The organism is Streptomyces canus 299MFChir4.1 (assembly GCF_000383615.1).
Lineage (GTDB): Bacteria > Actinomycetota > Actinomycetes > Streptomycetales > Streptomycetaceae > Streptomyces > Streptomyces canus_C.
Window position 1 is genome coordinate 1 of the sequence record NZ_KB911629.1, and the last position, 19649, is coordinate 19649.

Below are 19649 nucleotides of genomic sequence, written 5' to 3' on the forward strand. Positions count from 1 at the left end.
ACACCAACCACGGAGCCCAGTACACCAGCCGGGCCTTCGCCGACGCCTGCCGTCAAGCCGGCGTCCGCCAGTCCATGAGCGCGATCGGCTCCAGCGCGGACAACGCACTCGCCGAGTCCTCCAACGCGACCTTCAAACGCGAGACGCTCCAGGGCCGCAAGACCTGGCCCAGCAAACGCGAGACCCTACTCGACGCGTTCGGCTGGCTCAACCGCTACAACACCCGACGCCGTCACTCCCACCTCGGACAACGCAGCCCCATCGCCTACGAGACGGCACTCGCCACGACAGCAACTACCCTGGCCCAAGCCGCATAGCCCGTGTCCATAAATCCGGGTCAAGGCCCGACCAGTTCCCACTGGAACCCCGTCAAGCAACACGGCAAGGACGCCATCGTGATCACCTTCAGCGTCCTGACCTACCGCGAGTGCCCCTTCCAGCAGCAGTGCACCGCCTCGAAACCCGGACGCCGCATGCTCACCCTGCGGCCCGGGGAACTCCACGAGAACCTCGCCCGGGCCCGCGCCGGACAGAAAACCGACGCCTGGAAGAACAAGTACGCCCTCCGCGCCGGCGTCGAGGGCACCATCAACCAGGCCCTCGACATCACCGGTATCCGCCAGGCCCGCTACCGCGGCCTGCCGAAAGTCCGCCTCCAGCACGCCTTCTCCGCCACCGCACTCAACATCCTGAGACTCGACGCCCACTGGAGCACCGGCCCCTCGACCGCATTCGCCGCAGCAGCAGACTCGAACGGCTCAGCTACCGACTCTCCGCCTAAACGAATTGCGCAGCAGAGCCGCAATCAGTCTCAAAGTCCGCACGAATTGTTGTCGAAGTGAAGGTACCGGGACCTGACCCAGCGACACAGCCGGATGCCGACGACGATTCCGGTGATCGTGACCAGGGCAGGTAGGTAACCGCTCGCGACCTGAGTGATCGGGATTGCCGGACAACCACCGGAGATCGCCCAGCCGGTACCGAACAGCACCGCCCCAGGGATCACCCCGGCGTGGATGCGTCCCCGGGTGCGGCGGATCCGGAGGAGAGCGAATACGCACGCGATGATCGCGACGGCGCCGGCGAACGACAGGAGCATGCGCGGGTCCTGGAAGGTGAACATGCGGTTCAGCTCCGTGTAGTCCCCGAAGCCGATGCTGGTGACGGTGAAGCCGAGTGCCAACCCGGTGATGATGTTGGCCAGAAGGATTCCACCCCGGGTACGCATCAGACCACCTTCCACAAAAGGAACGACACAGCGACGGCGGTACCGAAGAATGTGGCGGTTGCCACGATGCTGACGGGATCGAGCCGACCGCACCCGTTGAGGCCGTGGCCGGAGCTGCAGCCACCGGCCAGCCGAGTACCGAAGCCGACCAGCACGCCTCCCACGAACAGCAGGGCGACCATGCCGATCGGATCGGCGGTGACCAGGTTCCGGAACCCCGGGCCCATGTCGAGGCGAAGGTGGAACCGCCCGGAGGCGAGGGAAGCGATCAGCCCGCCGACGAAGATCGATATCAGCAGGGCGGCCTGGGTGACCAACGGGGCCGGGCGCTGACGCGTGACCGTCACATCCTCACCCGCCAACGGTCCGGCGAACGGGGCCGGTGACGGTTCCCTGTTCGATGCCTGTGATGGAACCGGCGCGGCGGAGGTGGCGCCGAAGTGGTCGTCGGTGGCCGCGACGAGCGCGGCGCCAAGAGCGCGCTCGTCGGCGAACTCCTCGTCCGCCCGCTCGAGGTCGCGTTCGCGATGCCAGTGCAGCACCCGGTCCCACGCACCCGAAACTCCGAAGGACCGATCGGTGGCGAGGGTGTAGCTGATGGTCAGTGCGGCCAGTCCGGCAGCACCCGCCCACCATGGCCAGTAGGCACTCATGCGGAGCCTTTCATCCAGTCGATGAGCCGCCTCAGCCGACTGCGCTCGGATCCGGTCAGTCGTCGGCCGGCTGGGACCAGGTGGTCCGTCGGCTGCAAAACGGAGCCAGCGGGAGCGGACGGGTCGGCTGCGGATGCGTGGGTGTGGTCGATGTAGCGCGCGGTCCGCCCGTTCGGCAGCAGGGCGACCGGCACGCGCTCGCCGGTGAGCGACATCTTGTAGCGCGCACAGTCACGCCACCCCTGTTCGCTGTCGCAGTAGTGGTCGCGCCAGCCCTGCAGGCTTGATCTCAGGTGCGGGAAAAGAGGACATTCCGCCGCGTGCAAGCAACCCATGCTTTCCCATTTCCCACACGAACCCGCCCACCCGCAAGAGGAGTGGCTACCGGTTCGTGGTGTCCGTCTCTGTCACTCGCCCGAGCGAAGTCATGATGCGTCGCAGCACACGACCTTCACCGGACTTGACATGCCGTCAACGTGATCACCTATTCAAGCACTGACTGGTTATCACCATCAACGTAGGTGTGAGTCGGCCCCGGCATCAGCCGACGACTCTGCTGCGCAATTCGTTCAGGCGGAGAGTCGGTAGCTGAGCCGTTCGAGTCTGCTGCTGCGGCGGGTGCGGTCGAGGGGGCCGGTGCTCCAGTGGGCTGGCCTGACTCGTGGCCACGAGGCTCAGACCGAGGTCCTCGGTGGGTGACACGCGCAACGGTCGGCCGTCGACGTGCGCGCCCGCGCCGGTGAGCGCAGTGTAGGTCTCCCCGGTCAGCGGGAGGTGGACGGCGGTGAGGACCGGCTGGTTGTCGCGCACGAGGGTGGCGGTCACCGCCCATTCCGGCAGGCCGTGCAGGCGGTTGATGTTGCCCTCGGTCGGGTCCACGACCCACCATTCGCCAGGCGGCAACGCCCCGCTTGCAAGCTCTTATCCTGGTCCGTACCGGGCGCACGATGACACCGACGCCGTACGCCATCGCCGTCCGGGAGCAGGTGCACGAACTGCTGCAACAGGTTCGGGGTGTGCTGGCACCGAGCCGCGACCTCGCCCTCGCGACGCTCGAGCGCACCTTCACACTCCGCTGGCACGACGCACTCGTCGCCCTCAGCGGTCCCGCGCTGCTGACGGCCGTACTCCGCGAGGCGCCGGGCGTGCGTCTGCGCTTCATCGCCGAATCGAGCATGGACACCCCCGAGCTGCGCCGCGGCGAGGTCGACCTCGCCGCGAACGCCGACCGCCCCACCGCCCCACCGCCCCCGAGATCCATGCCGAGCGGGTGACCCAGACCCATCACGTCGTCGTCGTGCGTCGCGGCCACCCGCTCACCCGGCTCAAGACGGTCACCGCCGCGCAATACGCCGCAGCCGAGCACCTGACCATCTCGCGGCGCGGCAAACTGAGCAGCATGCTCGACGACGCCCTCGCACAGCTCGGCCACACCCGGCGCGTGGGGGCGACGGCACCCACCGAAGCGGCCGCGTTGGAGTTCGTGCGGGGCTCCGAACTCCTCATCACGGTCCCGGAGTCCACAGCGCGCGCAGCAGCCGCGGATCTCGGTCTGGCCCTGCTCCCGCTGCCGATCGAACTGCCGCCCGCTCCGGTCTACCTGTCATGGCATCAGCGCTACGACACCGATCCCGCACACGTCTGGCTGCGCGATCTGGCGCAAACCGCGTTGGCCAGTCCGGCGACAGGGGGGAACCAGGCGGCCGGCTGACAGCTCAGGTGAAGACATCAGCGTGCCGACGGCGGCCGAGAGGTTCCGTGAGCGCGGTCATGCGGCGAAGCCGACGTTGGTGACATACTCGTACTGACCCCGCTGCGAGCCCAAATCAACGATCTGGTCGACCCAGGCGTCGTCGAACCCCTGATCGTCACCGGCGGCCCAGGCAGCCACGATGGGCTCCCAGCGAGGCACATTGAAAGCCCGGAACCCTGGCCTACCGCGCGCTCGCCCGCACTGCCGACCGCGAACGTGCCCGCCGGGCTTTGGGATCGCCATCGACGCCACCATCACCAACGGTCCGGACCTGATGGTCGAGCGCATCCTGCTGATCGATGTCCTCGCCATTGCGGGTGCGGCCGGGCACCGCCGTCTGCTGACCGGGATCACGACCTTCGCCGTCGCACGGCGACGCGGATGCGCTACGCCAAGGTCGGCGGCACCCACATACCGGGCGACACCTCCGAGCTCGGCGCCGCACTCGCCATGAATTCTCCCGCTGCGATGGGCGGTTACGGCGGCGGGCTGCGTGCCTTCACGGGCGGTGGGGGCGGCCGGTACGGGATGCTCGGCACCCGCCAGCGGCTGATGGGCGCACTCCGGGGTGAGCCGGGACGAAGAACTGGCCCGGCTGCAGGTTGAGGTCGGCAGGCTCCGCAAGGCTGAGAAGGAATGGCAGCTTGAACGCGAGATCCTGCGCCGGGCAGCGGCCTATTTCGCCACGGAGATGAAGGCATGACCCGCCGCTGGGACTTCATCTCCATCCACCGCGCCGAGTTCGGCGTGAAGCGGATATGCCAGGTCCTGCCGGTTTCGCGCTCGGGCTTTTGCCGGTGGCTCGCCGGCGCGAAGGCTCGCGAGATCCGCCAGGCCGCCGAGGACTCTCTGGTCGCGGAGATCCGAGAGGTCCACGCCGAGCACAAGGGAACCTACGGCGTGCGGCGCGTCCATGCCGAGCTGCGGGGCTTCGGGCACACGTCAACCGCAAGCGCGTCGAGCGGCTCATGCGGCGGCACGGCATCGAGGGCCGTCACCTGCGGCGCCGCAAACGCACCACGTCCCCGACCGGCTCGCCCCGCCCGCTCCGGACCTCGTCCAACGTGAGTTCACCGCCCGGCAGTTGAACGAGAAATGGTGCGGCAACATCACACATGACCAGGTCGGCGGCTCGTGGCTGTATCTCGCCTGCGTCATCGATATCTGTTCACGCCGGGTGCTCGGCTACTCGATGGCCACCCACATGCGGGCCGACCTGGTCATCGACGCCCTGAAGATGGCCTCGCGACCCGCAGCGGCCGCGTGGACGGGGTGATCTTCCACGCGGACAGGGGCAGTCAGCTTGGACTCAACCGGTCGTCGTAACACCAGCTTCCTGGAGGGATAGCAGGTGCTCGTTGAGGGCTTCGGCGGGGGTCTTCCAGGCGAGGGTCTTGCGGGGGCGGTTGTTGAGGGTGAAGGCGACGGCCTGGAGCTCGTCGATGCCCCAGCGCGACAGGTCCGCGCCCTTCGGAAAGTACTGCCGGAGAGCGCTGGTACGCCGGAGCATCTCAGCCAGGTGACGGATGTGCTGCACGAGACGGTGACCGTCGCCTCACGCGAACTGGGCCGTCTGGCCTGACGAGTACACGCCAGCACCCCTCAGCTGCCTAAAGTGGATGCACTTTTCATTGTGGGTTGAATCCCGGCACCAGCCTTTCTCGCTAGGCTTAGCTCACCTTTTAGCATGGTTTGCGACGTATTGTCGGGCTCATTTCTAGAGAAACCTCTGCCTCACCAACCTCCGACTGGGCTAGTCTGTACACACACTCGACTTGACTGACACTCGGTAAGTGTGTGCAGTATCAGGTTCGACACAGTAGGAGGTCGCGATGCCGCGGCATACCACCGAGTTGGGCACACCGGCTCACCCTGACGTCAGCCCCATCCCGGCCGGGTGGCCTGAGCCGAGTCTTGAAGTGGCACCGACCATGCGGGCGGTGGCATTCGACCGATTCGGGTCGCCGGAAGTACCCGTTGCTCGGGAGGTGCCCACACCACGACCCGGCAGGGACGAGGTACTCATACGGGTGGGAGCGTTCAGCGTCGGCCGTCTGCTCGATGTGGGCTCGCGCGCTGGCACGCATCCCCACACCGGCTTCCGCCTCCCGCACATCCTCGGCGCCGAACACGCCGGGACCGTTGCCGGTGTGGGAGACGGACTCTCCTCGCTGTCCGTCGGTGACCGGGTGGCCGTCTTCCCGGTGGTCACCTGCGGAAAGTGCCGCTTCTGCGCCGGCGGGCGCTCCGACGGCTGCCCGGCCATGGAGATCATCGGGGTGCATCGGCCCGGCGCATACGCTCACTACAGTGTGGTTCCGGCCGCGAACGTTCGCCTCGCCCCTGATGGTGTCGGCGCGACGGAGGCGGCCGCCCTGGCCCTGTCCGGTCCGGTGGCCATGAACCAACTCACCCAGGCCGGGATGGCGCCGGGCGACAGGCTGCTGGTGCAGGGCGCGGCGTCCGCTCTCGGCTCACTGACCGTCGCGTTGGCCCACCACCTGGGCGCCCGGGTCATCGCCACATCACGTTCCGCACACAAGCGCGCCGCGCTCGCGGAGCTGGGCACGGTGGCCACCCTTGATCCCACGGCTTCCGGATTCGTCGATGAGGTGATGGCCCTCACCGGCCGGCAGGGCGTCCGGACGGCGATCGACGGCCTCGGCGATCCCGCAATCTGGGACAACACCATGGCCTCCGTGGGGACGTTGGGCACGGCGGTCAGTTCGGGAGCCTTTCTCGGCGGCAAGGTGCGGCTCGATCTGACGTCGCTCTATCTGCGCGGCCAGCGCGGCCTCGGCGTGCGTACCGGCACCGCGGCAAGCATCTCGGCGCTGTGGGGGGCCGGGGCCGACGGCTTCCGTCCCGTCGTCGACCGCTCGTTCCCGCTCACCCGGGCGGCCGAGGCACACGCGTACCTGGAGGACGACGGCAACCTTGGCCGAGTCGTCCTGACCACTGAGGGACCCCATGTTCACCCACGATCTCGAGAACGCCGGCTGGCGACGCCCACGTCCTCAAGGGCACGCACAAGACCCGCGCCACCGGCCGTCTGGTCAGCCAGCTCAACCGGCTCGGCTACCAGGTCAACCTCCAACCCGTGCAGGCCACATGAACGCTCCTGCCCAGCGCAGACGGGGGATCTTCGGATCAGCAGCCAGGGCGCCCCGGGAGAACCGCGCGGCCACTCTTTCGAAGCCACTGAAGGCAAGAACCCATCATCCACACCCGGCCCTCCGGGGCCGCCCAACACCTTACGGAGAACCCATGTCCACAGGTGCGATGCTCCCTCCTGGAGCAGGACGCGTCATAGCCGGAGGCGGTCTGCACGCCACCCTCAAGGTCGCTGGCGGCGAGTCGGCCCTGACCTCCACCTTCGAAATCGACATCGCGCCCGGCTTCGACGTGGGGGCGCATGTCCACACCCGCGGGGAAGAGCTCTTCTACGTGCTGGAGGGCACACTCGACCTCCTGGCCTTCGAGCCCGTCAAGCGCACGGAGGGCGACTGGCACGACTGGGTCTCCGCCACCGGGCAGCGGTTCCTGCGTGGTGGTCCCGGCTCGCTGCTGTTCGTCCCCGCAGGCGTCCCGCACGCCTTCGCAAACCTCACCGGCGAGCCCGCAAGGATGCTCTTCCAGTCGGCACCCTCGGGGCATGAGGACTACTTCGAGGAACTGGTGGCGCTGCTGAAGGAGACCGCCGGCACGCCGGGCGCCGACGAGGTACAGCGGATCCGGGAACGTCACGACATCCATCAGCTCACAGGACTCCAGGACGGCCGCGGCTGACGACCGCGGCCAGTCAAGGGAGAGGTGAGACGGCCGGCTCGCGGGAGCCATGGGGGGGCGTCGTCGATTGACACGTTCGTCTCCCGCGCCTGGCAGTGGTCTCCCCTCCCGGCCTTGAGGACTACTACCGTGACCTCAGCGCGCTGCCGCCCGGTCCACGGGACAGGGTGAAGAAGGCGGAGATCATGGCGAAGCATGGCGTGTCCTCATGAAGTCCGATAAGGACAAGGGCTGACGCAAAGTCGGTGAATCAGGCCGTCGAGCTCGACGGTGATCCGGCCGGTGGTACAAGTGAACAACCCGTCCTCACGACTCTGGATGTGAGCGGGCGGCCCGTTCTGGCCGGCGGGGATCATGTACTCGATCAGGGAGTACGCGCCTTACGTGTCCCGGCCGGCGAGTGGCACATAGATACCCAGGGCGCCACTTCCGACGAAGTCGCCGCTGCTTGACGTGACGACTTCGCGCTGATGGCGCAACTGTTCGCCGACCTGCTGGTGTTGAGGATCCATGACAGCCCTTTCCGCGACGGCGACGCGACCCGACCTGACGGTTGCGACCCCGGGCTCGGTGCCCGTCGCGGCAATGTGTGTTTCGGCGGCAGGCCGGGACGGTACATGTCCCGCGGAACGGGACAGCCGTCGCCGGGGGCCCGAGTGGTCAGCGGCGCGTGTAGTACGCCCGCGTCGCCGCGGCGGCCGCAAGTCGTACGGCGGGTCCCACCCTCTCGGCCCGTACCAGACTGGTCGGGCCCGTGATGGACAACGCGGCTGCGACCTCGCCCTCCGGACCGAATATCGGGCCCGCGATGCAGCTGACGCCGACCTTCCCCTCCTCATGGTCCAGCGCCCAGCCGCGGTGCGGGATCACCGCCAGCTCTCGCTTTAGGCCCGTCGCCGTGGTGATCGTACGGGCCGTGCGCGCTTCCATACCCGCCTCGGCAACCGCGTCGATCACTTCGGGAGCCGAGTAGGCGAGCATCGCCCGTCCCAGCGCGGAACAGTGCGCCGGGACGAATCCGCCGACCTGGGAGAGCATCGGCATCGGGCGATGCCCCGAGATCTGTTCCACCACCAGCACCTGAGTGCCGTCCAGGACGCCCAGTTGCACTGTCAGCCGGGTGGCGGCGTAGAGATCTTGCAGGAAGGGCAGCACGGTCTCTCGCAGTTGATGCCGCACGGGGGCAAGACCCGAGATCTGGAAGAGCCGGTTCCCGATGCGGTAGTTGCTCCCGGGCTTGTCCAGCCAGCCCAGTCTCATCAAGGTCTCGGCCGTGCGGTGGGTGGTCGATCGAGGCAGCCCGGACCGGCGCACCAGAGCGGTGAGGGAGAGCTCACGATGCTTCCCGTCGAACGCCCCCAGGATCGCGTCCGCTCGTTCCAGCGCGCCCGACCGCGGCGGCCGGTCATCGGAGCCCGGCTCCGCGTCGGCGCCCGGACCGCTGTCCCAGTCCCGACTGCTGGGACTCATTGGCTCTTCCACTCCTTCACTTGGGACACGTTAGTCCCACTCATCACCAACTGATCGCGGGTGAAACGTCGTTACCTGGCCGCTGCCGTGACCGTTCGGCTCCGGTGACCTGTGGCGGTCGGCTGTGAGACGGCCTGCCGAGCCCCCTGTGGCCGGGGACTCGGCAGGCGACGACGAGCTCAGGACCGAAGACCCTCGCTGCCACGCTCGATGACCACGCTGTTTGTGATGACCGGCGGACCGACGAAGATGGTCCCTACGCGGCCGGCCACCGCTTCCTTCCCCGACGGTCCGTCGATGTGGGCCTTCAGGGCTTCCTCGTCGGTGAACGTGTCGAAGATTCCGTAGGTTTCATCGTCTATCTTGACGGCGAAGAAGCTGGTTGTCCCTGGCTCCGAATCAAGGACTTCTCGCGAGAAGGCGAAGAACTTCTCGGCGGCTTCCTGCTGACCGGGCAGTACCTTGAGGGTCGCCCAAATGGCAAGTTCCGGCATTTCATCTCCTGTTTCGTCGAATGCATTACTGTGCGGAGGGGTCCTGCGTAGGGGGTGCCTCTATGTCTTTCGTCAAGCGAGGCGTGGGGGTCGGGGGGCTTAGAAGGTGCCGTCGCGGACCATCGCGAACAGCGCGTTGGCAGGCCGGGCGGAGGAGGGCCCCGGGGGGTGGGTCTTTCCTCGGGCCCGGCGTCGGTCGTAGGAGGTGCGGGGGGCGGGATCGTGCAGCGCGGCGAACGTGGACGGGAACAGTGCGCGTTCGAGCTGCCGGGTGCCGCCCCTGGGTGCGTGTTCGCCGCGGATCGAGGTTCCCGAGGACTTCGTGGTCGGGGAAAGGCCGGCGTAAGAGGCCAGGTGGGCGGCGGTGGGGGAAGCCGGTGCCGTCGCCGACGGTGACCAGCGAGGTGGCGGCGGTCCTGACCGCGATCCCCGGCGTCAAGGTGAGGGCTTCGACTGGTGCTTGCGGTGCCACCGGAAGTCAACGGGAAGCGGTGACGACCGCCGCGACCTCGAAGAAGCGCGGCCGGAACGTCGCTACGCCGATCCAGTACTCGTCGCCCTGGGCGAAACTCGGACGGGCGAGGAGATTTTCGAACTCCCCGAAGCCTGACCAGAGTCCAAGGTTGATCACGCGCCGCCCGTCGAGACTGCGGTGGAAATTGATCGTGGTCAGTCCCGGGACTCCCATGGAGGTCGGGGCATGTTCACGGGCCAGTTCGAGCAGGTGCTCCTGCTTGTCGGGCTCCACGGTGAATACCCCGAAGTGGGCATGCGGAGTGGCCTTGAGCGATGCCTCGCTCAGGTCGTCAGGCGCGGTGAAGTCCACGCCGAAGGTACGGGAGTCGATACGGTCCAGTCCCTGCACCGCCGGAGCGAGGGACCATTCCGCCGGCACCTCGACGGGGGCGTCCGCCTGCGGGGTCCACTGGCTGTACAGCACCAACTCACCACTCTGGCCTACCAGGAGCAGCCCGGCGACAAATCCGGTGGTCGCGCTCAGCTCATTCCGCAGATAGGCGACAGCGCTCTCGATCTGGGCCTCGGACACGCGCTCATCGGTGCGCGCTGTTGAAGGCTTGCCCAGTGGCTGTTCCGCACCGGTGCCGTCTTTCGCGGACGCGGCAGCCTGCTGGGTTCCAGGGATACTGAACTGCTCGATGGCTGTGACGACGTCAGATCCGGCCCGAACACGCAGGATTTCGTCGTCCGTTGGAGTCTCAGGCATGTAAGCTCCTCCATTTTATTGGCTCTGGCTGTGCGGTGGCCATGTACATGAAGCCGCCGCTTGCGCCGACGCTCCGGCAGGCTCTGCGCCCCCTGCTTCGGCGAACTCGCCGGACAGGGGCTTCGCGGTGTGCGCCTACCGCTGTCCGTATGACGACCGGGGCCGCCACGTCACGCTCGGGGTGAGGCGCGGCCCTGACGTCGCCGAGGGTGGCCGCATGGCCGATGCGGCTTCCCCTGTCGGCGCGGCTGTCCTGTCCCGCTGCGACAAGCGTTGCTGCCTGAACATCCGAAGCCAAGCGGATGTCCCACTCAGTGGGATTCCGGCTTCTCTGATGAGCCCTTGGCGGCTTTGGGGCACGGCGCGTCTCCGGGATCGAAGAGCAGGCCGGGACCGTCAATCACGCGGGAGCGGGCTGAGCGGGCAAGGGAGCCTTCAGGAATCCTTCGGCTCCTGGTTGATGATGAAGTCGGCCGGCATCTCGGGGCTCCAGACGGCGGGCGGGCAGTCCCAGTCGCCTGCCTTCCAGGCATCCGTGATGCAGTCCATGTCGCTGGAGTACTCGATCCAACTGCCCCACGGATCCTGGATGTAGTGGAAGAAATTGGAGCCGAGGGTGTGTCGACCCAGTCCCCAGCCGTGGCTGTGACCGGCGGCGGCCATCGTCTGCGCGCCCATCGCGATCTGGTCGATGTCGGCGACCTCCCAGCTGGAGTGGTGCAGGCCGGGGTGGGTCGCGGGCACGAAACCGAAGACGTGGTGGTCACCCGGCCCGGAGTTCATGAACGTCGCCATGCCCCTGATGCGATCGGAGGCTCGGAGCCCCAGCGTGCGGGTGTAGTACGCCTCGGACGCGTCCAGGTCCGTACTGAAGATCAGCATGTGGCCGAGCCGCCGGGGACGGGGCTCCTCAGCCGCGGTGAGCCAGCGTGCATGGTCGACGCGGCGGATCTGGCCGCCGAAGTTGGTCTCGTGGGCCTCCGCGGTCGCGAAGTCCCGCCAGGCGCCGAGTGGTTCGTCGCGCAGATTCAGCAGGTTGCCCTCGTGGTCGCGGAACCACAGGCCCCCGGGGAGCTGAGCCGGAGCGTCGAGCAGTCGTACGCCGAGACCCTCAAGATGACGCTGCCAGTCGGGCAGTGAACCCGGCTCCACGGCGAACGCCACGTGGTGCAGTTGCTTGACCGGGCCCTCCAGCAGGACCGCCTGGTCCTGTTCCCGGCCGTCGCAGCGGACCACCACGGTGTTGTCCCGCTCAGTGGTCCGTAGTCCGAATGTGTCGTAGAAACCCTGTCCCGTGTCCAGGGAGGGAACCTGGAGTCCGTAGTGCAACAGACCGATGACACGCAGCATGGCTATCTCCTCATAGTTCCGGTGAGTCATGATCTGACACTCACCAAGCCTTAAGTGTATGCACCTCTTCGGGTAGGGTCCAGCCGTTTCGTGAGGGTCTTCTCAGGATCCTCGCCGGAGATCACGCTATGGACCTACGCCATCACACTCACCTCTGCGCGAGGTTCACCCTTCCCGTCGCAATGTGTATGCACTATGGTTTGGATGTTGGTCATGCCATCTCACATAAACCGTCGCTGGAGAGAAGCCATGCAGTCACCTGACTGGTCGTTGGTGCAGTACCGAACCGGAGACTCCGACAAGATCGCCGTTGGCGCCCTGATCGGCGGGAACATCGTCGAGGGCCCTCCCGAGACCGCCGGTGTGACGCTGCTGGAGGCGCTGCGCCGCTGGGACGACGTGGCGTCCGGGTTGCGAGCCTGGACGCCATCGGCCTCCACCATTGCTGACGCCCGGCTCGTACCTCCCCTGACCTACCCGGGCAAGGTGATGTGCGCCGGCGCCAACTACTGGGACCACATCGCTGAAATGGGCATCGAGCGCCCTGGTGTGCTGGGCGAACCGTTCTTCTTCCTCAAGCCGCCGACCACGACGGTCACTGGCCCCGGCGATCAGGTGCCGCTGCCCACGTACGCCGGCGCGCGGGTGGACTGGGAGGCGGAGCTGGCGGTCGTCATCGGCAGGCCGGGCCGCGACATCTCCCCCGAGCGGGCGCTCGACCATGTGGCCGGGTATCTCGCGGCCAACGACATCTCCGCCCGGGACCGGTTGAAGTCGGCGCTGCCCGTCGCGGAACCGTTCGCCTTCGACTGGCTGGGCCACAAGGGGCAGGACGGTTTCTGCCCGCTCGGCCCCGGGCTCGTGCCCAGCTGGCAGGTGCCCGACCCGCAGAACCTTCTGATCCGGCTCAGCGTCAACGGGGTGGTGAAGCAGGACTCCTCCACCGCGCAGATGATGGTGCCCATCCCGGAGGTCATCGCAGCCGCGAGCCGCGTCTCCCGGCTGGAGCCCGGCGACGTCATCCTCACCGGCACGCCGGCGGGGTGCGGTACGCCGCGCGGTGAGTACCTCAGCGCCGGGGACGAGATCGTCGTGGAGATCGAGCGGATCGGCCGCCTGCACAACACGGTGGTGACCGCGGCAGCGGCCTGATGTGACACACCGTGGCTCCCCGGACGTCCCCGGGGCCTGCGGTCGCTCGCGCTCCCCAGAGCCACCGGGGACGTGGGCGGTCTTGGACCCAGCGCCCCGGCGGGCACACACCCGCGGCCCGCCCGCCCCGACCGGCGTCCGCCGAGCCGAGGTGCCAGCGGCGGCCGTCTGTGGGCCTCGGTCCGTCCTCCCTGAGCCGCCGTCAGGGACGTGAGCCGCAGCAGCGATGCCCGGCTCCGTCCGCCGTCGTCAGGCCGGTCCGCCGCCGGCGATCCTGAGCGCTGAGCGTGTGGTGGCGGGTTCGTACTCCGGTGCGACATCGGCCATGACACTCAGCGCCGTACGCGCCAGGTGAAGGGCGACCACTCGGGCGGCCTGGGCCTCGTCGTTCGTCTTCAGAGCGGCCAGCAGCGCTTCGTGCTCCTGCTGAGCCCGGGCGCGGGATCCCGGGACGCCCAGCTGGGCCAGCCGGACATAGCGGTCACTGTGCTCGGCGAGCGAGGAGAGCGAGCGCTGCAACTGCGCTCCCACGGCCTGGGTGGTCACGCGGTGGAACTCATGGTGCGCGGCGTACCACTCGTCCGGCTTCTCCTCGTCGTCGGCGACGGCTTTCATGCGCTCCAGCAGTTCGCTCATGCGGTCGAGGTCGGCGCCCGTGAGCCTCTTCGCCGTCGTCGTCACGGCCAGGGTCTCCAACATGATGCGGGCCCCGTAGACACTGTCCAGGTCCTCAGGGTCTACCGCGCGTACCCGGGCCCGCTGGTCGGGACGGGCATCGATGAGACCCTCCTCCTGCAGGAGCCGGAACGCCTCACGCATCGGAGTGCGGCTGACCCCCAGCCTGCGGGCCATCTCCGCCTGGAGCAGCACCGAGCCCGGCGCCAGTTCGCCCCGGAGGATCATCGCCCGCAGCCGGCCGTGTACGTCGAGAGCCATCCGGCGTCCGGTCGCGGCCGCCCCGTGGTTCGCACCGGGTGGGAGGGTGCCGTCAACCACACTCACGGGCCCGCCCGGTTCCGGCTCTGTCGACGATGCGTCGGTGTCCCTGCTCACGGTGGAATTGTACCCGTCAAGTGTATTCAATACGGACGTGAAGAAACCCGGAGCCTGTACGGGTCGGTCGGCGGGGCGGCATGTACCCCGCGCTGTAGGCCGACTGCGGTTCTGTGTTCACTTCTCGATGCCGCCAACGCGCCGGAGGTGTTCCCACAGCCGCTCCAGCAGCGGCGGGGCGTCCTGACGCCAAGCCTCGGTCTCCTCAAGGCTCAGCGGCGTCACGTCACCGGCCCCGTGTACCGCGAGATGCGTCCGGCACACGGCCTCCAGGAGCCACATGCGGGTCACGGCGAGCCCCGGAGTGGATCCGGTGGCGAGCGCCCCGTTGCCGCGCAGCACCAGCGCGTCGGACCCGCCGAGCGTGCGGGCGGCCCGCTCCGCACGCTCGGCGGAGCGCAGCAGCCGGGCGTCGCCGTGTACCGGGACCGAGGCTCCCAGCCAGGCGGCCTGGCCGTGCAGCGGAGCGATCCGGTCGGTGACGGCACCGGCGGCGAGCGCCGCTGGGGGCTGTGCCCGGACGATCGCCGAGACGTCGGGCCGGGCCCGATACACCACCAGGTGCGCCCACGCCTCCGCGGGCGCCCCGGCGGGCAGCGCGTCCGCCGCCAGGGACATCTCGACGAGCTCGTCGGCGCGGACCAGCTCCAGTTCCTTCGGCGGTGTGATGACCACCCGCCCGCCCCGGCGCATCGACACGTGTCCGAACGCCGTGACCAGGCCGAGGCCGGCCAGCACATGAGCGGCCTCGACCAGTGCGCCGGCCACCGGGACGTCGCAGGTCGACGTGGCTCCCCGTTCCCGCGCCGTCATGACGAGGGGAGCTGCGGCTGGGTGGAAGGCCGGGACACCGGGCCCTGCCACATGTCGAGGGAGGCGGGCAGGGCTGCGTCGAAGGTCCGGGTCACCCAGGTGGCCTCGTCGATCGGCAGGCCGCCGGTGGCGTACTCGTACGTGATGCCTTCGGGGCCGCGGAAGTAGAGGAACACCGAACCGGACGTGGGGTGTTTGCCAGGCCCCATCACGATATCGACCGCGTTGGCGCGCAGGAAGTTCCAGTTGCGGAAGAGGTCGTCGAGCGTGGCGGTCTGGAAGTTGATGTGGCACAGTCCCGGGCCGTCACCGCGGAACACCGCCAGCTTGTGGTGGACCCGGTCGATGCGCATGAGGCAGGCGCTTTCGCCGATCCAGTCCGAGACGCGCGCGTTGAACGTGGTGGACCAGAAGCGGTGGGCCTCGCGGACGTCGGGCGCGTCGAAGCAGATGTGTCCGAACTCGCTGATCCCGGACGACGGGCGGGCCAGCCGGACCGGCTCAGCCATCGTCTCCTGGCCCGTCACCAGTTCGACCCGGTTGCCGAAGGGGTCGTCGAACGCGATGAACTCGGTGACGTGCCGTGAGCGGGCCGCCTCGCGGCCGCCGCGGGTCACCCGGATGCCGCGCTGCTCCAACTCGGTTTCCGCAGAAGTGAGTTCGTCCTCGCCGACCAGGGTGAAGGCGGAGGCGATCACCCCCGAACGCCCCTCGACCAGGGCCAGGCAGTGATGCCGCTGATCGGCCCGCAGGTGCGCGACGCCGGGCTCCTCGGTGCCGACCTGCTGCAGGCCGACGATCTCGGTCGCGAAGCGCGTCGCCTTCTCAAGGTCCGCGGCTCCGGACCGAACGTACGCGATGTCGGTGAGCGTGATCATGAACGGACCCTCTCGTCGTCGTGGTCGTCGTATCCCAGGTAGCCGCGTTCGATCGTCTCGGCGGGCCAGCCTTCGCACACCGCTCCGGTGAGCTGGGTGCGCAGGCAGCGGGCAGTCGCGCACGAGCAGCCGCGGATGGCGTCGAGCGCGCCGTCCGACACCTTGCGCGGCCAGTCCGGGTCGGTGAACAGGGGGCGCGCCAGGGCTATCGCGGAGACGTGGTGGTCTTCCAGGGCGCGGGCGGCGGCGTGCGGGTCGCCGAGCCGTCCGCCCACCATGACGGGCAGGGAGGTGGCCCGGGCCAGCGCCGAGTTGTCGGTGAGCGCGTAGCCGTGCCGGTCCATGAGTCCGCTGTTGGCCGGCAGGCGCATCGTCTCGAAGGAGGTGGGGACGCCGAACAGGAAGTCCGCGCCCGCGGCCTCCAGCAGGGGGGCGAGCCGGAGGGCGTTGTCGAGCGTCCAGCCACCCTCGACACGCTCGTCGGTCATCAGATGGACACCGACGACGAAGTCCGGCCCGGTGCGGCGTCGCACCTCCCGCAGAACCTCCAGCAGGAAACGCACGCGTCCGTCGAAGCCGCCGCCCCACTCGTCGGTGCGCCGGTTGGTGCGGGGCGAGAGGAAGCCGGATATGAGGAATCCCTGCCCCGCGTGCAGGTCGACGCCGTCGAAGCCAGCGCGTTCACACAGGTGAGCCGCCTGCCCGAAGGCCGTGATCGTCTCCTCGATTTCCTCCGGGGTGATCTCCTGCGGAGTGACGGTGCGATCGGAGGTGAGCGGGAAGGGCACCGCCGACGGAGCCAGTCGGCGCCGGCTGTCGTACACGTCCCAGGGACCGGCGTAGCGCCCGGCGTGTACGAGTTGGACCATGGCGAGCGCGCCGTGCCGGTGTACCTCGTCGGCCAGTCGGCGCAGCCCCGGCAGCCGCTGTTCGCCGTCGACCAGGTTCTGCAGCCTCATCTGCCTGCCGGAGGCGTTGACGGCGAAGTTTTCGGTGATCACGGTGCCTGCCCCGCCCTGCGCCCGTCGGGCGTAGTGCTCGATCTGGGGCCGTGTGACGTTGCCGTCGGCGTCGCCGTAGCAGACCGACATCGGCGCGTGGACGATGCGGTTGCGTGCGGTGCGGTGGCCCAGCTTCAGCGGTGTGAACAGTGCGGTGAAGGCCGTGTCGTTGCCCTGCGGCAGGTCCGGCACAAGCGTCATGTCGACTCCTCCAGGTGGCGCGTGTAGCGGTGGGAGATCCTCGGGTCCCGTCGGCGACCGGGCAGTACGAGACGGTGCGTCAGGGGCGGGACCGGCACCCGTGGTGCTTCTCCGGGCTTCGCCGCGCCGTGAGCGCCCGGCATGGGAGCCCGCCACCCGGGCGGTGGACGCGGGCGGCCCGGTGCGGCCGGCGTGACGCGAGTGATTCGACTCCGCAGGGTCATAGCGCTCCACATGTAGCGCCTCAGTGGTGGTAACACGCCGGCCGGCGTCCTGGTCGCTTTCGGCTCCCAAAGTGAAGGGTGCATACACTTTGGCCCCCCTGTCAACGTCTGGGCCACACTTGACGGGGACCGTGGCCAAAGTGTACACACTTTAATCGAACCTTTGAGGTGTACTCAGACCCGCAGACCACGGACGTCCTGCCGATGTCCTCGAAGGCACATCAGCGCCGCCCCTGTGAGGCGGCAACGGGCAATGAGGTGATGGATGGATACGGAAACACGGTCGGAGGCGGTACGGGCCTTACTGCGTGCCCATCGCACGGGCAAGCCCATCGACCCCCTGACCGAGCGCTTTCCGGGCCTGGACGTGGCCGACGCGTATGCGATCCAGGCTGCGTCGGTGGAGCAGCGGGTGCGCGACGGCGCGGTGATCCATGGCTACAAGGTGGGACTGACCTCACCGGCCCTGCGCCGCCGACTCGACGTGGACCAGCCCAACTTCGGTCAGTTGACGGACACGATGTTCCATCCGGAGTCCCAGCTGATCGATCCGTCGGCGTTCGTGGCACCCCGCGTGGAGCCGCAGATCGCGTTCGCGCTGGGCAAACCGCTGAAGGGTCCCGGGATCACCGTGCCCGAGGCCGCGGCAGCCGTCGCCTGGGTGATGCCGGCGCTGGAGATCGTCGACTCCCGCATCCGGGACTGGAAGGTCACACTCGTCGACACAATCGCCGACAACGCCTCCTCCGGCGGCGTGGTCCTGGGCAGCACGCTGGTGCCCCCCTCCGGGCTGGACATGCGCCGGACGGGAGGAGTGCTCTACCACAACGGCGGGATCGCCGGTACTGGAGCCCTGGGGATGGTGTTGGGCTCCCCGCTGAACTCCCTCGTGTGGCTGGCCAACACCCTTGGCGCGCAAGGGGTCGCGCTGCGGGCAGGCCAGGTGGTGCTGCCGGGTCCGGTCACCGCAGACGTGCCGGTGGCGGCGGGCGACGTGGTGACGGCGACCTTCGCCAGCCTCGGCTCAGTGACCGCCCGGTTCGCCGATGACACGGACACGTTCGGATGAGCACGGCACGTCGCGTGGCGGTGCGTCGGCGAGTCGGCGGTGTGCAACCCGGTTCACGGCGTAAGGGCAGCGCGTCAGCCGGCTCAGTGCCCGGTGTCCGACGGGTGATGGCCGGCCTTATGCCCGCAGGAAACTCCCGGCATACGACACACCGGCCGTATGCCGCCCGGCGACGCCGTCGGTCCGCGACTCAGGGTCTCCACGCCGATGGCTGGAAATCAAAGGACATCGACATAGCGATCCACCTCGTGACGAAGCAGGAGGCCCCATGACCGAGTGGAACGTGGAGCGGGCGGCGACGGTACTCGCGGACGCAGAAGCCGGGCGAACCGACCGCGGGCCCCTCACCGACGAGTGGCCGGGCCTGGACCTGGCGACGGGGTACCGGATACAGGACGAGATCCTGCGTCGCAAGGTCGAGGCGGGTGAGCACATCGTCGGTGTGAAGCTGGGCCTGACCTCGCGAGCCAAACAGCAGCGGATGGGAATCGACTCGCCGCTGACGGGGTGGCTGACCGACGTGATGGTTCTGCCGGCCGGCGCCCCGCTGGTCACCCGCGAGCTGATCCACCCGCGGGTCGAGCCGGAGATCGTGTTCGTCCTCGGTGAGCGGCTGAGCGGCCCGGCTGTGACTGCGGCCCGGGCGATGGAGGCCGTGTCCCATGTGTACGCGGGTCTCGAAGTGATCGACAGCCGTTACACAGACTTCCGGTTCTCACTGCCCGATGTGGTGGCCGACAACGCGTCGGCTTCCCGGTACGTCGTCGGTTCGGTGGGACGCAAGCCCTCGGAGCTGGATCTGGCGCTGGAAGCGTGCCTGTTGGAAGTGGACGGCGAGGTCGTGGACTCCGCCACGGGCGCGGCCGTACAGGGACACCCGGCCGAGGCCCTGGCACTGGCGGCCAACTCGCTCGCCCGGCGCGGGCTGGCTCTGGAGGCCGGGTGGCTGGTTCTGACCGGCGGCATGACGGACGCGGCGTTCACCCGCCCCGGCGGCACAATCGCCGTTCATTTCACCAACCTCGGTTCTGTGACGATCGGATGTGAGTGACATGCCCTTGGTGGAGATCACGATGGCCGGGGGCCGGACTCCGGAGCAGATACGGGCCCTGCTGGCCCAGGTGCACCAGGCCGTCCACACGGCCATCGACGTGCCGGAGGCGTCTATTCGCGTGGTGGTTCGCGAGGTGCCGCCCGCGCACTGGTCCGCGGGCGGCCGCACGCTCGCCGAACAGGCCCCGACCACGAACACCGGGAGCTGAAACCGTGCAATCCTTCGGACACATCATCGACGGC

General features: G+C 68.5%; 18 protein-coding genes and 7 pseudogenes. 11 read left to right on the forward strand and 14 right to left on the reverse strand.

Features of this window, described 5'->3' with window-relative positions; genetic code table 11:
• Both H293_RS51495 and H293_RS53335 read left to right on the forward strand, forming a co-directional pair.
• Positions 1–317: integrase core domain-containing protein (locus H293_RS51495; RefSeq protein WP_020124117.1), on the forward strand; the 317-nt coding region annotated here is incomplete at its 5' end.
• A gap of 3 nt (positions 318–320) precedes the next feature.
• A complete protein-coding gene (locus tag H293_RS53335; RefSeq protein WP_106968576.1) occupies positions 321–842 on the forward strand; it encodes a transposase in 522 nt (173 codons plus the stop codon).
• Here H293_RS53335 and H293_RS0143855 read toward each other — a convergent pair.
• The 3 genes and pseudogenes from H293_RS0143855 to H293_RS51505 form a co-directional block, all read right to left on the reverse strand.
• Entirely contained in the window at positions 812–1228 is a 417-nt protein-coding gene (locus H293_RS0143855) for a YeeE/YedE thiosulfate transporter family protein (protein ID WP_020124119.1), read from the reverse strand. The genes H293_RS53335 and H293_RS0143855 overlap by 31 nt on opposite strands.
• The gene (locus tag H293_RS0143860; protein WP_020124120.1) at positions 1228–1881 is read right to left on the reverse strand and encodes a YeeE/YedE family protein; all 654 of its coding nucleotides are present in this window, start codon (positions 1879–1881) and stop codon (positions 1228–1230) included. The genes H293_RS0143855 and H293_RS0143860 overlap by 1 nt, the downstream gene beginning before the upstream one ends.
• A 639-nt stretch (positions 1882–2520) precedes the next feature.
• Positions 2521–2802, reverse strand: a pseudogene (locus tag H293_RS51505) (inositol monophosphatase family protein); the annotation flags it as partial.
• A 2-nt stretch (positions 2803–2804) separates the two neighbouring features.
• On the opposite strand from H293_RS51505, the pseudogene H293_RS53340 reads away from it, so the two are divergent.
• Positions 2805–3592, forward strand: a pseudogene (locus H293_RS53340) (LysR substrate-binding domain-containing protein); the annotation flags it as partial.
• A gap of 57 nt (positions 3593–3649) precedes the next feature.
• On the opposite strand, the pseudogene H293_RS56155 reads toward H293_RS53340, so the two are convergent.
• Positions 3650–3808: pseudogene (locus H293_RS56155) on the reverse strand (transcriptional regulator); the annotation flags it as partial.
• 207 nt (positions 3809–4015) lie between these two features.
• Here H293_RS56155 and H293_RS60900 point away from each other — a divergent pair.
• On the forward strand, positions 4016–4240 hold the full coding sequence (locus H293_RS60900) for a hypothetical protein (protein ID WP_259294683.1): 225 nt from the start codon (positions 4016–4018) through the stop codon (positions 4238–4240).
• Positions 4215–4936: pseudogene (locus H293_RS60905) on the forward strand (IS3 family transposase); the annotation flags it as partial. The gene H293_RS60900 and the pseudogene H293_RS60905, both read left to right, overlap by 26 nt.
• Before the next feature lie 7 nt (positions 4937–4943).
• Here the strand turns inward: H293_RS60905 and H293_RS0143895 are convergent.
• Positions 4944–5123 (reverse strand): annotated as a pseudogene (locus H293_RS0143895) (IS30 family transposase); the annotation flags it as partial.
• A gap of 442 nt (positions 5124–5565) precedes the next feature.
• Between H293_RS0143895 and H293_RS56170 the strand changes: the two are divergent.
• Both H293_RS56170 and H293_RS0143900 read left to right on the forward strand, forming a co-directional pair.
• Positions 5566–6576, forward strand: a pseudogene (locus H293_RS56170) (alcohol dehydrogenase catalytic domain-containing protein); the annotation flags it as partial.
• A 325-nt stretch (positions 6577–6901) separates the two neighbouring features.
• On the forward strand, positions 6902–7423 hold the full coding sequence (locus H293_RS0143900) for a cupin domain-containing protein (RefSeq protein WP_020124127.1): 522 nt from the start codon (positions 6902–6904) through the stop codon (positions 7421–7423).
• Between the two features lie 660 nt (positions 7424–8083).
• On the opposite strand, the gene H293_RS0143910 is transcribed toward H293_RS0143900, so the two are convergent.
• From H293_RS0143910 to H293_RS0143925, 5 genes and pseudogenes are all read right to left on the reverse strand, one after another.
• The gene (locus H293_RS0143910) at positions 8084–8893 is read right to left on the reverse strand and encodes an IclR family transcriptional regulator (protein WP_020124129.1); all 810 of its coding nucleotides are present in this window, start codon (positions 8891–8893) and stop codon (positions 8084–8086) included.
• Between the two features lie 179 nt (positions 8894–9072).
• Positions 9073–9387 carry a putative quinol monooxygenase gene (locus tag H293_RS54060; protein WP_020124130.1) on the reverse strand — a complete coding sequence of 105 codons (315 nt, stop codon included), beginning with the start codon at positions 9385–9387 and terminating at the stop codon, positions 9073–9075.
• Between the two features lie 99 nt (positions 9388–9486).
• Positions 9487–9865 (reverse strand): annotated as a pseudogene (locus H293_RS56175) (transposase); the annotation flags it as partial.
• The gene (locus H293_RS54065) at positions 9866–10612 is read right to left on the reverse strand and encodes an antibiotic biosynthesis monooxygenase (RefSeq protein ID WP_078612873.1); all 747 of its coding nucleotides are present in this window, start codon (positions 10610–10612) and stop codon (positions 9866–9868) included.
• A gap of 435 nt (positions 10613–11047) precedes the next feature.
• Entirely contained in the window at positions 11048–11962 is a 915-nt protein-coding gene (locus H293_RS0143925) for a VOC family protein (protein WP_020124132.1), read from the reverse strand.
• 249 nt (positions 11963–12211) lie between these two features.
• On the opposite strand from H293_RS0143925, the gene H293_RS0143930 reads away from it, so the two are divergent.
• Complete coding sequence (locus H293_RS0143930) at positions 12212–13114, forward strand: fumarylacetoacetate hydrolase family protein (RefSeq protein WP_020124133.1); 903 nt, start codon at positions 12212–12214, stop codon at positions 13112–13114.
• Positions 13115–13363: 249 nt separating this feature from the next.
• On the opposite strand, the gene H293_RS0143935 is transcribed toward H293_RS0143930, so the two are convergent.
• The 4 genes from H293_RS0143935 to H293_RS0143950 form a co-directional block, all read right to left on the reverse strand.
• The gene (locus H293_RS0143935) at positions 13364–14167 is read right to left on the reverse strand and encodes a GntR family transcriptional regulator (protein WP_259294684.1); all 804 of its coding nucleotides are present in this window, start codon (positions 14165–14167) and stop codon (positions 13364–13366) included.
• 117 nt (positions 14168–14284) lie between these two features.
• Positions 14285–14980, reverse strand: a complete 696-nt coding sequence (locus H293_RS0143940) for a class II aldolase/adducin family protein (RefSeq protein WP_063746973.1) — start codon at positions 14978–14980, stop codon at positions 14285–14287.
• The gene (locus tag H293_RS0143945) at positions 14977–15858 is read right to left on the reverse strand and encodes a VOC family protein (RefSeq protein WP_020124136.1); all 882 of its coding nucleotides are present in this window, start codon (positions 15856–15858) and stop codon (positions 14977–14979) included. The genes H293_RS0143940 and H293_RS0143945 overlap by 4 nt, the downstream gene beginning before the upstream one ends.
• A complete protein-coding gene (locus H293_RS0143950; protein ID WP_020124137.1) occupies positions 15855–17060 on the reverse strand; it encodes an oxidoreductase in 1206 nt (401 codons plus the stop codon). The genes H293_RS0143945 and H293_RS0143950 overlap by 4 nt, the downstream gene beginning before the upstream one ends.
• Positions 17061–17549: 489 nt before the next feature.
• On the opposite strand from H293_RS0143950, the gene H293_RS0143955 reads away from it, so the two are divergent.
• The 3 genes from H293_RS0143955 to H293_RS0143965 all read left to right on the forward strand — a co-directional run bounded on the left by H293_RS0143955 (position 17550) and on the right by H293_RS0143965 (position 19615).
• On the forward strand, positions 17550–18353 hold the full coding sequence (locus H293_RS0143955) for a 2-keto-4-pentenoate hydratase (RefSeq protein ID WP_020124138.1): 804 nt from the start codon (positions 17550–17552) through the stop codon (positions 18351–18353).
• Positions 18354–18621: 268 nt separating this feature from the next.
• Positions 18622–19404: a 2-keto-4-pentenoate hydratase gene (locus tag H293_RS0143960; protein WP_020124139.1), complete on the forward strand. Its 783-nt coding sequence runs from the start codon at positions 18622–18624 to the stop codon at positions 19402–19404.
• A 1-nt stretch (position 19405) separates the two neighbouring features.
• Positions 19406–19615 (forward strand): tautomerase family protein, encoded by a 210-nt coding sequence (locus H293_RS0143965; protein WP_020124140.1) that lies wholly within the window; start codon positions 19406–19408, stop codon positions 19613–19615.
• Positions 19616–19649 lie beyond the last annotated feature (34 nt).

Excerpts from the sequence above, each read along its gene's own strand:
- H293_RS0143855 (WP_020124119.1), bottom strand. The coding sequence starts at position 1,228 with ATGCGTACCCGGGGTGGAATCCTTCTGGCCAACATCATCACCGGGTTG.
- H293_RS0143860 (WP_020124120.1), bottom strand. The coding sequence starts at position 1,881 with ATGAGTGCCTACTGGCCATGGTGGGCGGGTGCTGCCGGACTGGCCGCA.
- H293_RS60900 (WP_259294683.1), top strand. The coding sequence starts at position 4,016 with ATGCGCTACGCCAAGGTCGGCGGCACCCACATACCGGGCGACACCTCC.
- H293_RS0143900 (WP_020124127.1), top strand. The coding sequence starts at position 6,902 with ATGTCCACAGGTGCGATGCTCCCTCCTGGAGCAGGACGCGTCATAGCC.
- H293_RS0143910 (WP_020124129.1), bottom strand. The coding sequence starts at position 8,893 with ATGAGTCCCAGCAGTCGGGACTGGGACAGCGGTCCGGGCGCCGACGCG.
- H293_RS54060 (WP_020124130.1), bottom strand. The coding sequence starts at position 9,387 with ATGCCGGAACTTGCCATTTGGGCGACCCTCAAGGTACTGCCCGGTCAG.
- H293_RS54065 (WP_078612873.1), bottom strand. The coding sequence starts at position 10,612 with ATGCCTGAGACTCCAACGGACGACGAAATCCTGCGTGTTCGGGCCGGA.
- H293_RS0143925 (WP_020124132.1), bottom strand. The coding sequence starts at position 11,962 with ATGCTGCGTGTCATCGGTCTGTTGCACTACGGACTCCAGGTTCCCTCC.
- H293_RS0143930 (WP_020124133.1), top strand. The coding sequence starts at position 12,212 with ATGCAGTCACCTGACTGGTCGTTGGTGCAGTACCGAACCGGAGACTCC.
- H293_RS0143940 (WP_063746973.1), bottom strand. The coding sequence starts at position 14,980 with ATGACGGCGCGGGAACGGGGAGCCACGTCGACCTGCGACGTCCCGGTG.
- H293_RS0143945 (WP_020124136.1), bottom strand. The coding sequence starts at position 15,858 with ATGATCACGCTCACCGACATCGCGTACGTTCGGTCCGGAGCCGCGGAC.
- H293_RS0143950 (WP_020124137.1), bottom strand. The coding sequence starts at position 17,060 with ATGACGCTTGTGCCGGACCTGCCGCAGGGCAACGACACGGCCTTCACC.
- H293_RS0143955 (WP_020124138.1), top strand. The coding sequence starts at position 17,550 with ATGGATACGGAAACACGGTCGGAGGCGGTACGGGCCTTACTGCGTGCC.
- H293_RS0143960 (WP_020124139.1), top strand. The coding sequence starts at position 18,622 with ATGACCGAGTGGAACGTGGAGCGGGCGGCGACGGTACTCGCGGACGCA.
- H293_RS0143965 (WP_020124140.1), top strand. The coding sequence starts at position 19,406 with ATGCCCTTGGTGGAGATCACGATGGCCGGGGGCCGGACTCCGGAGCAG.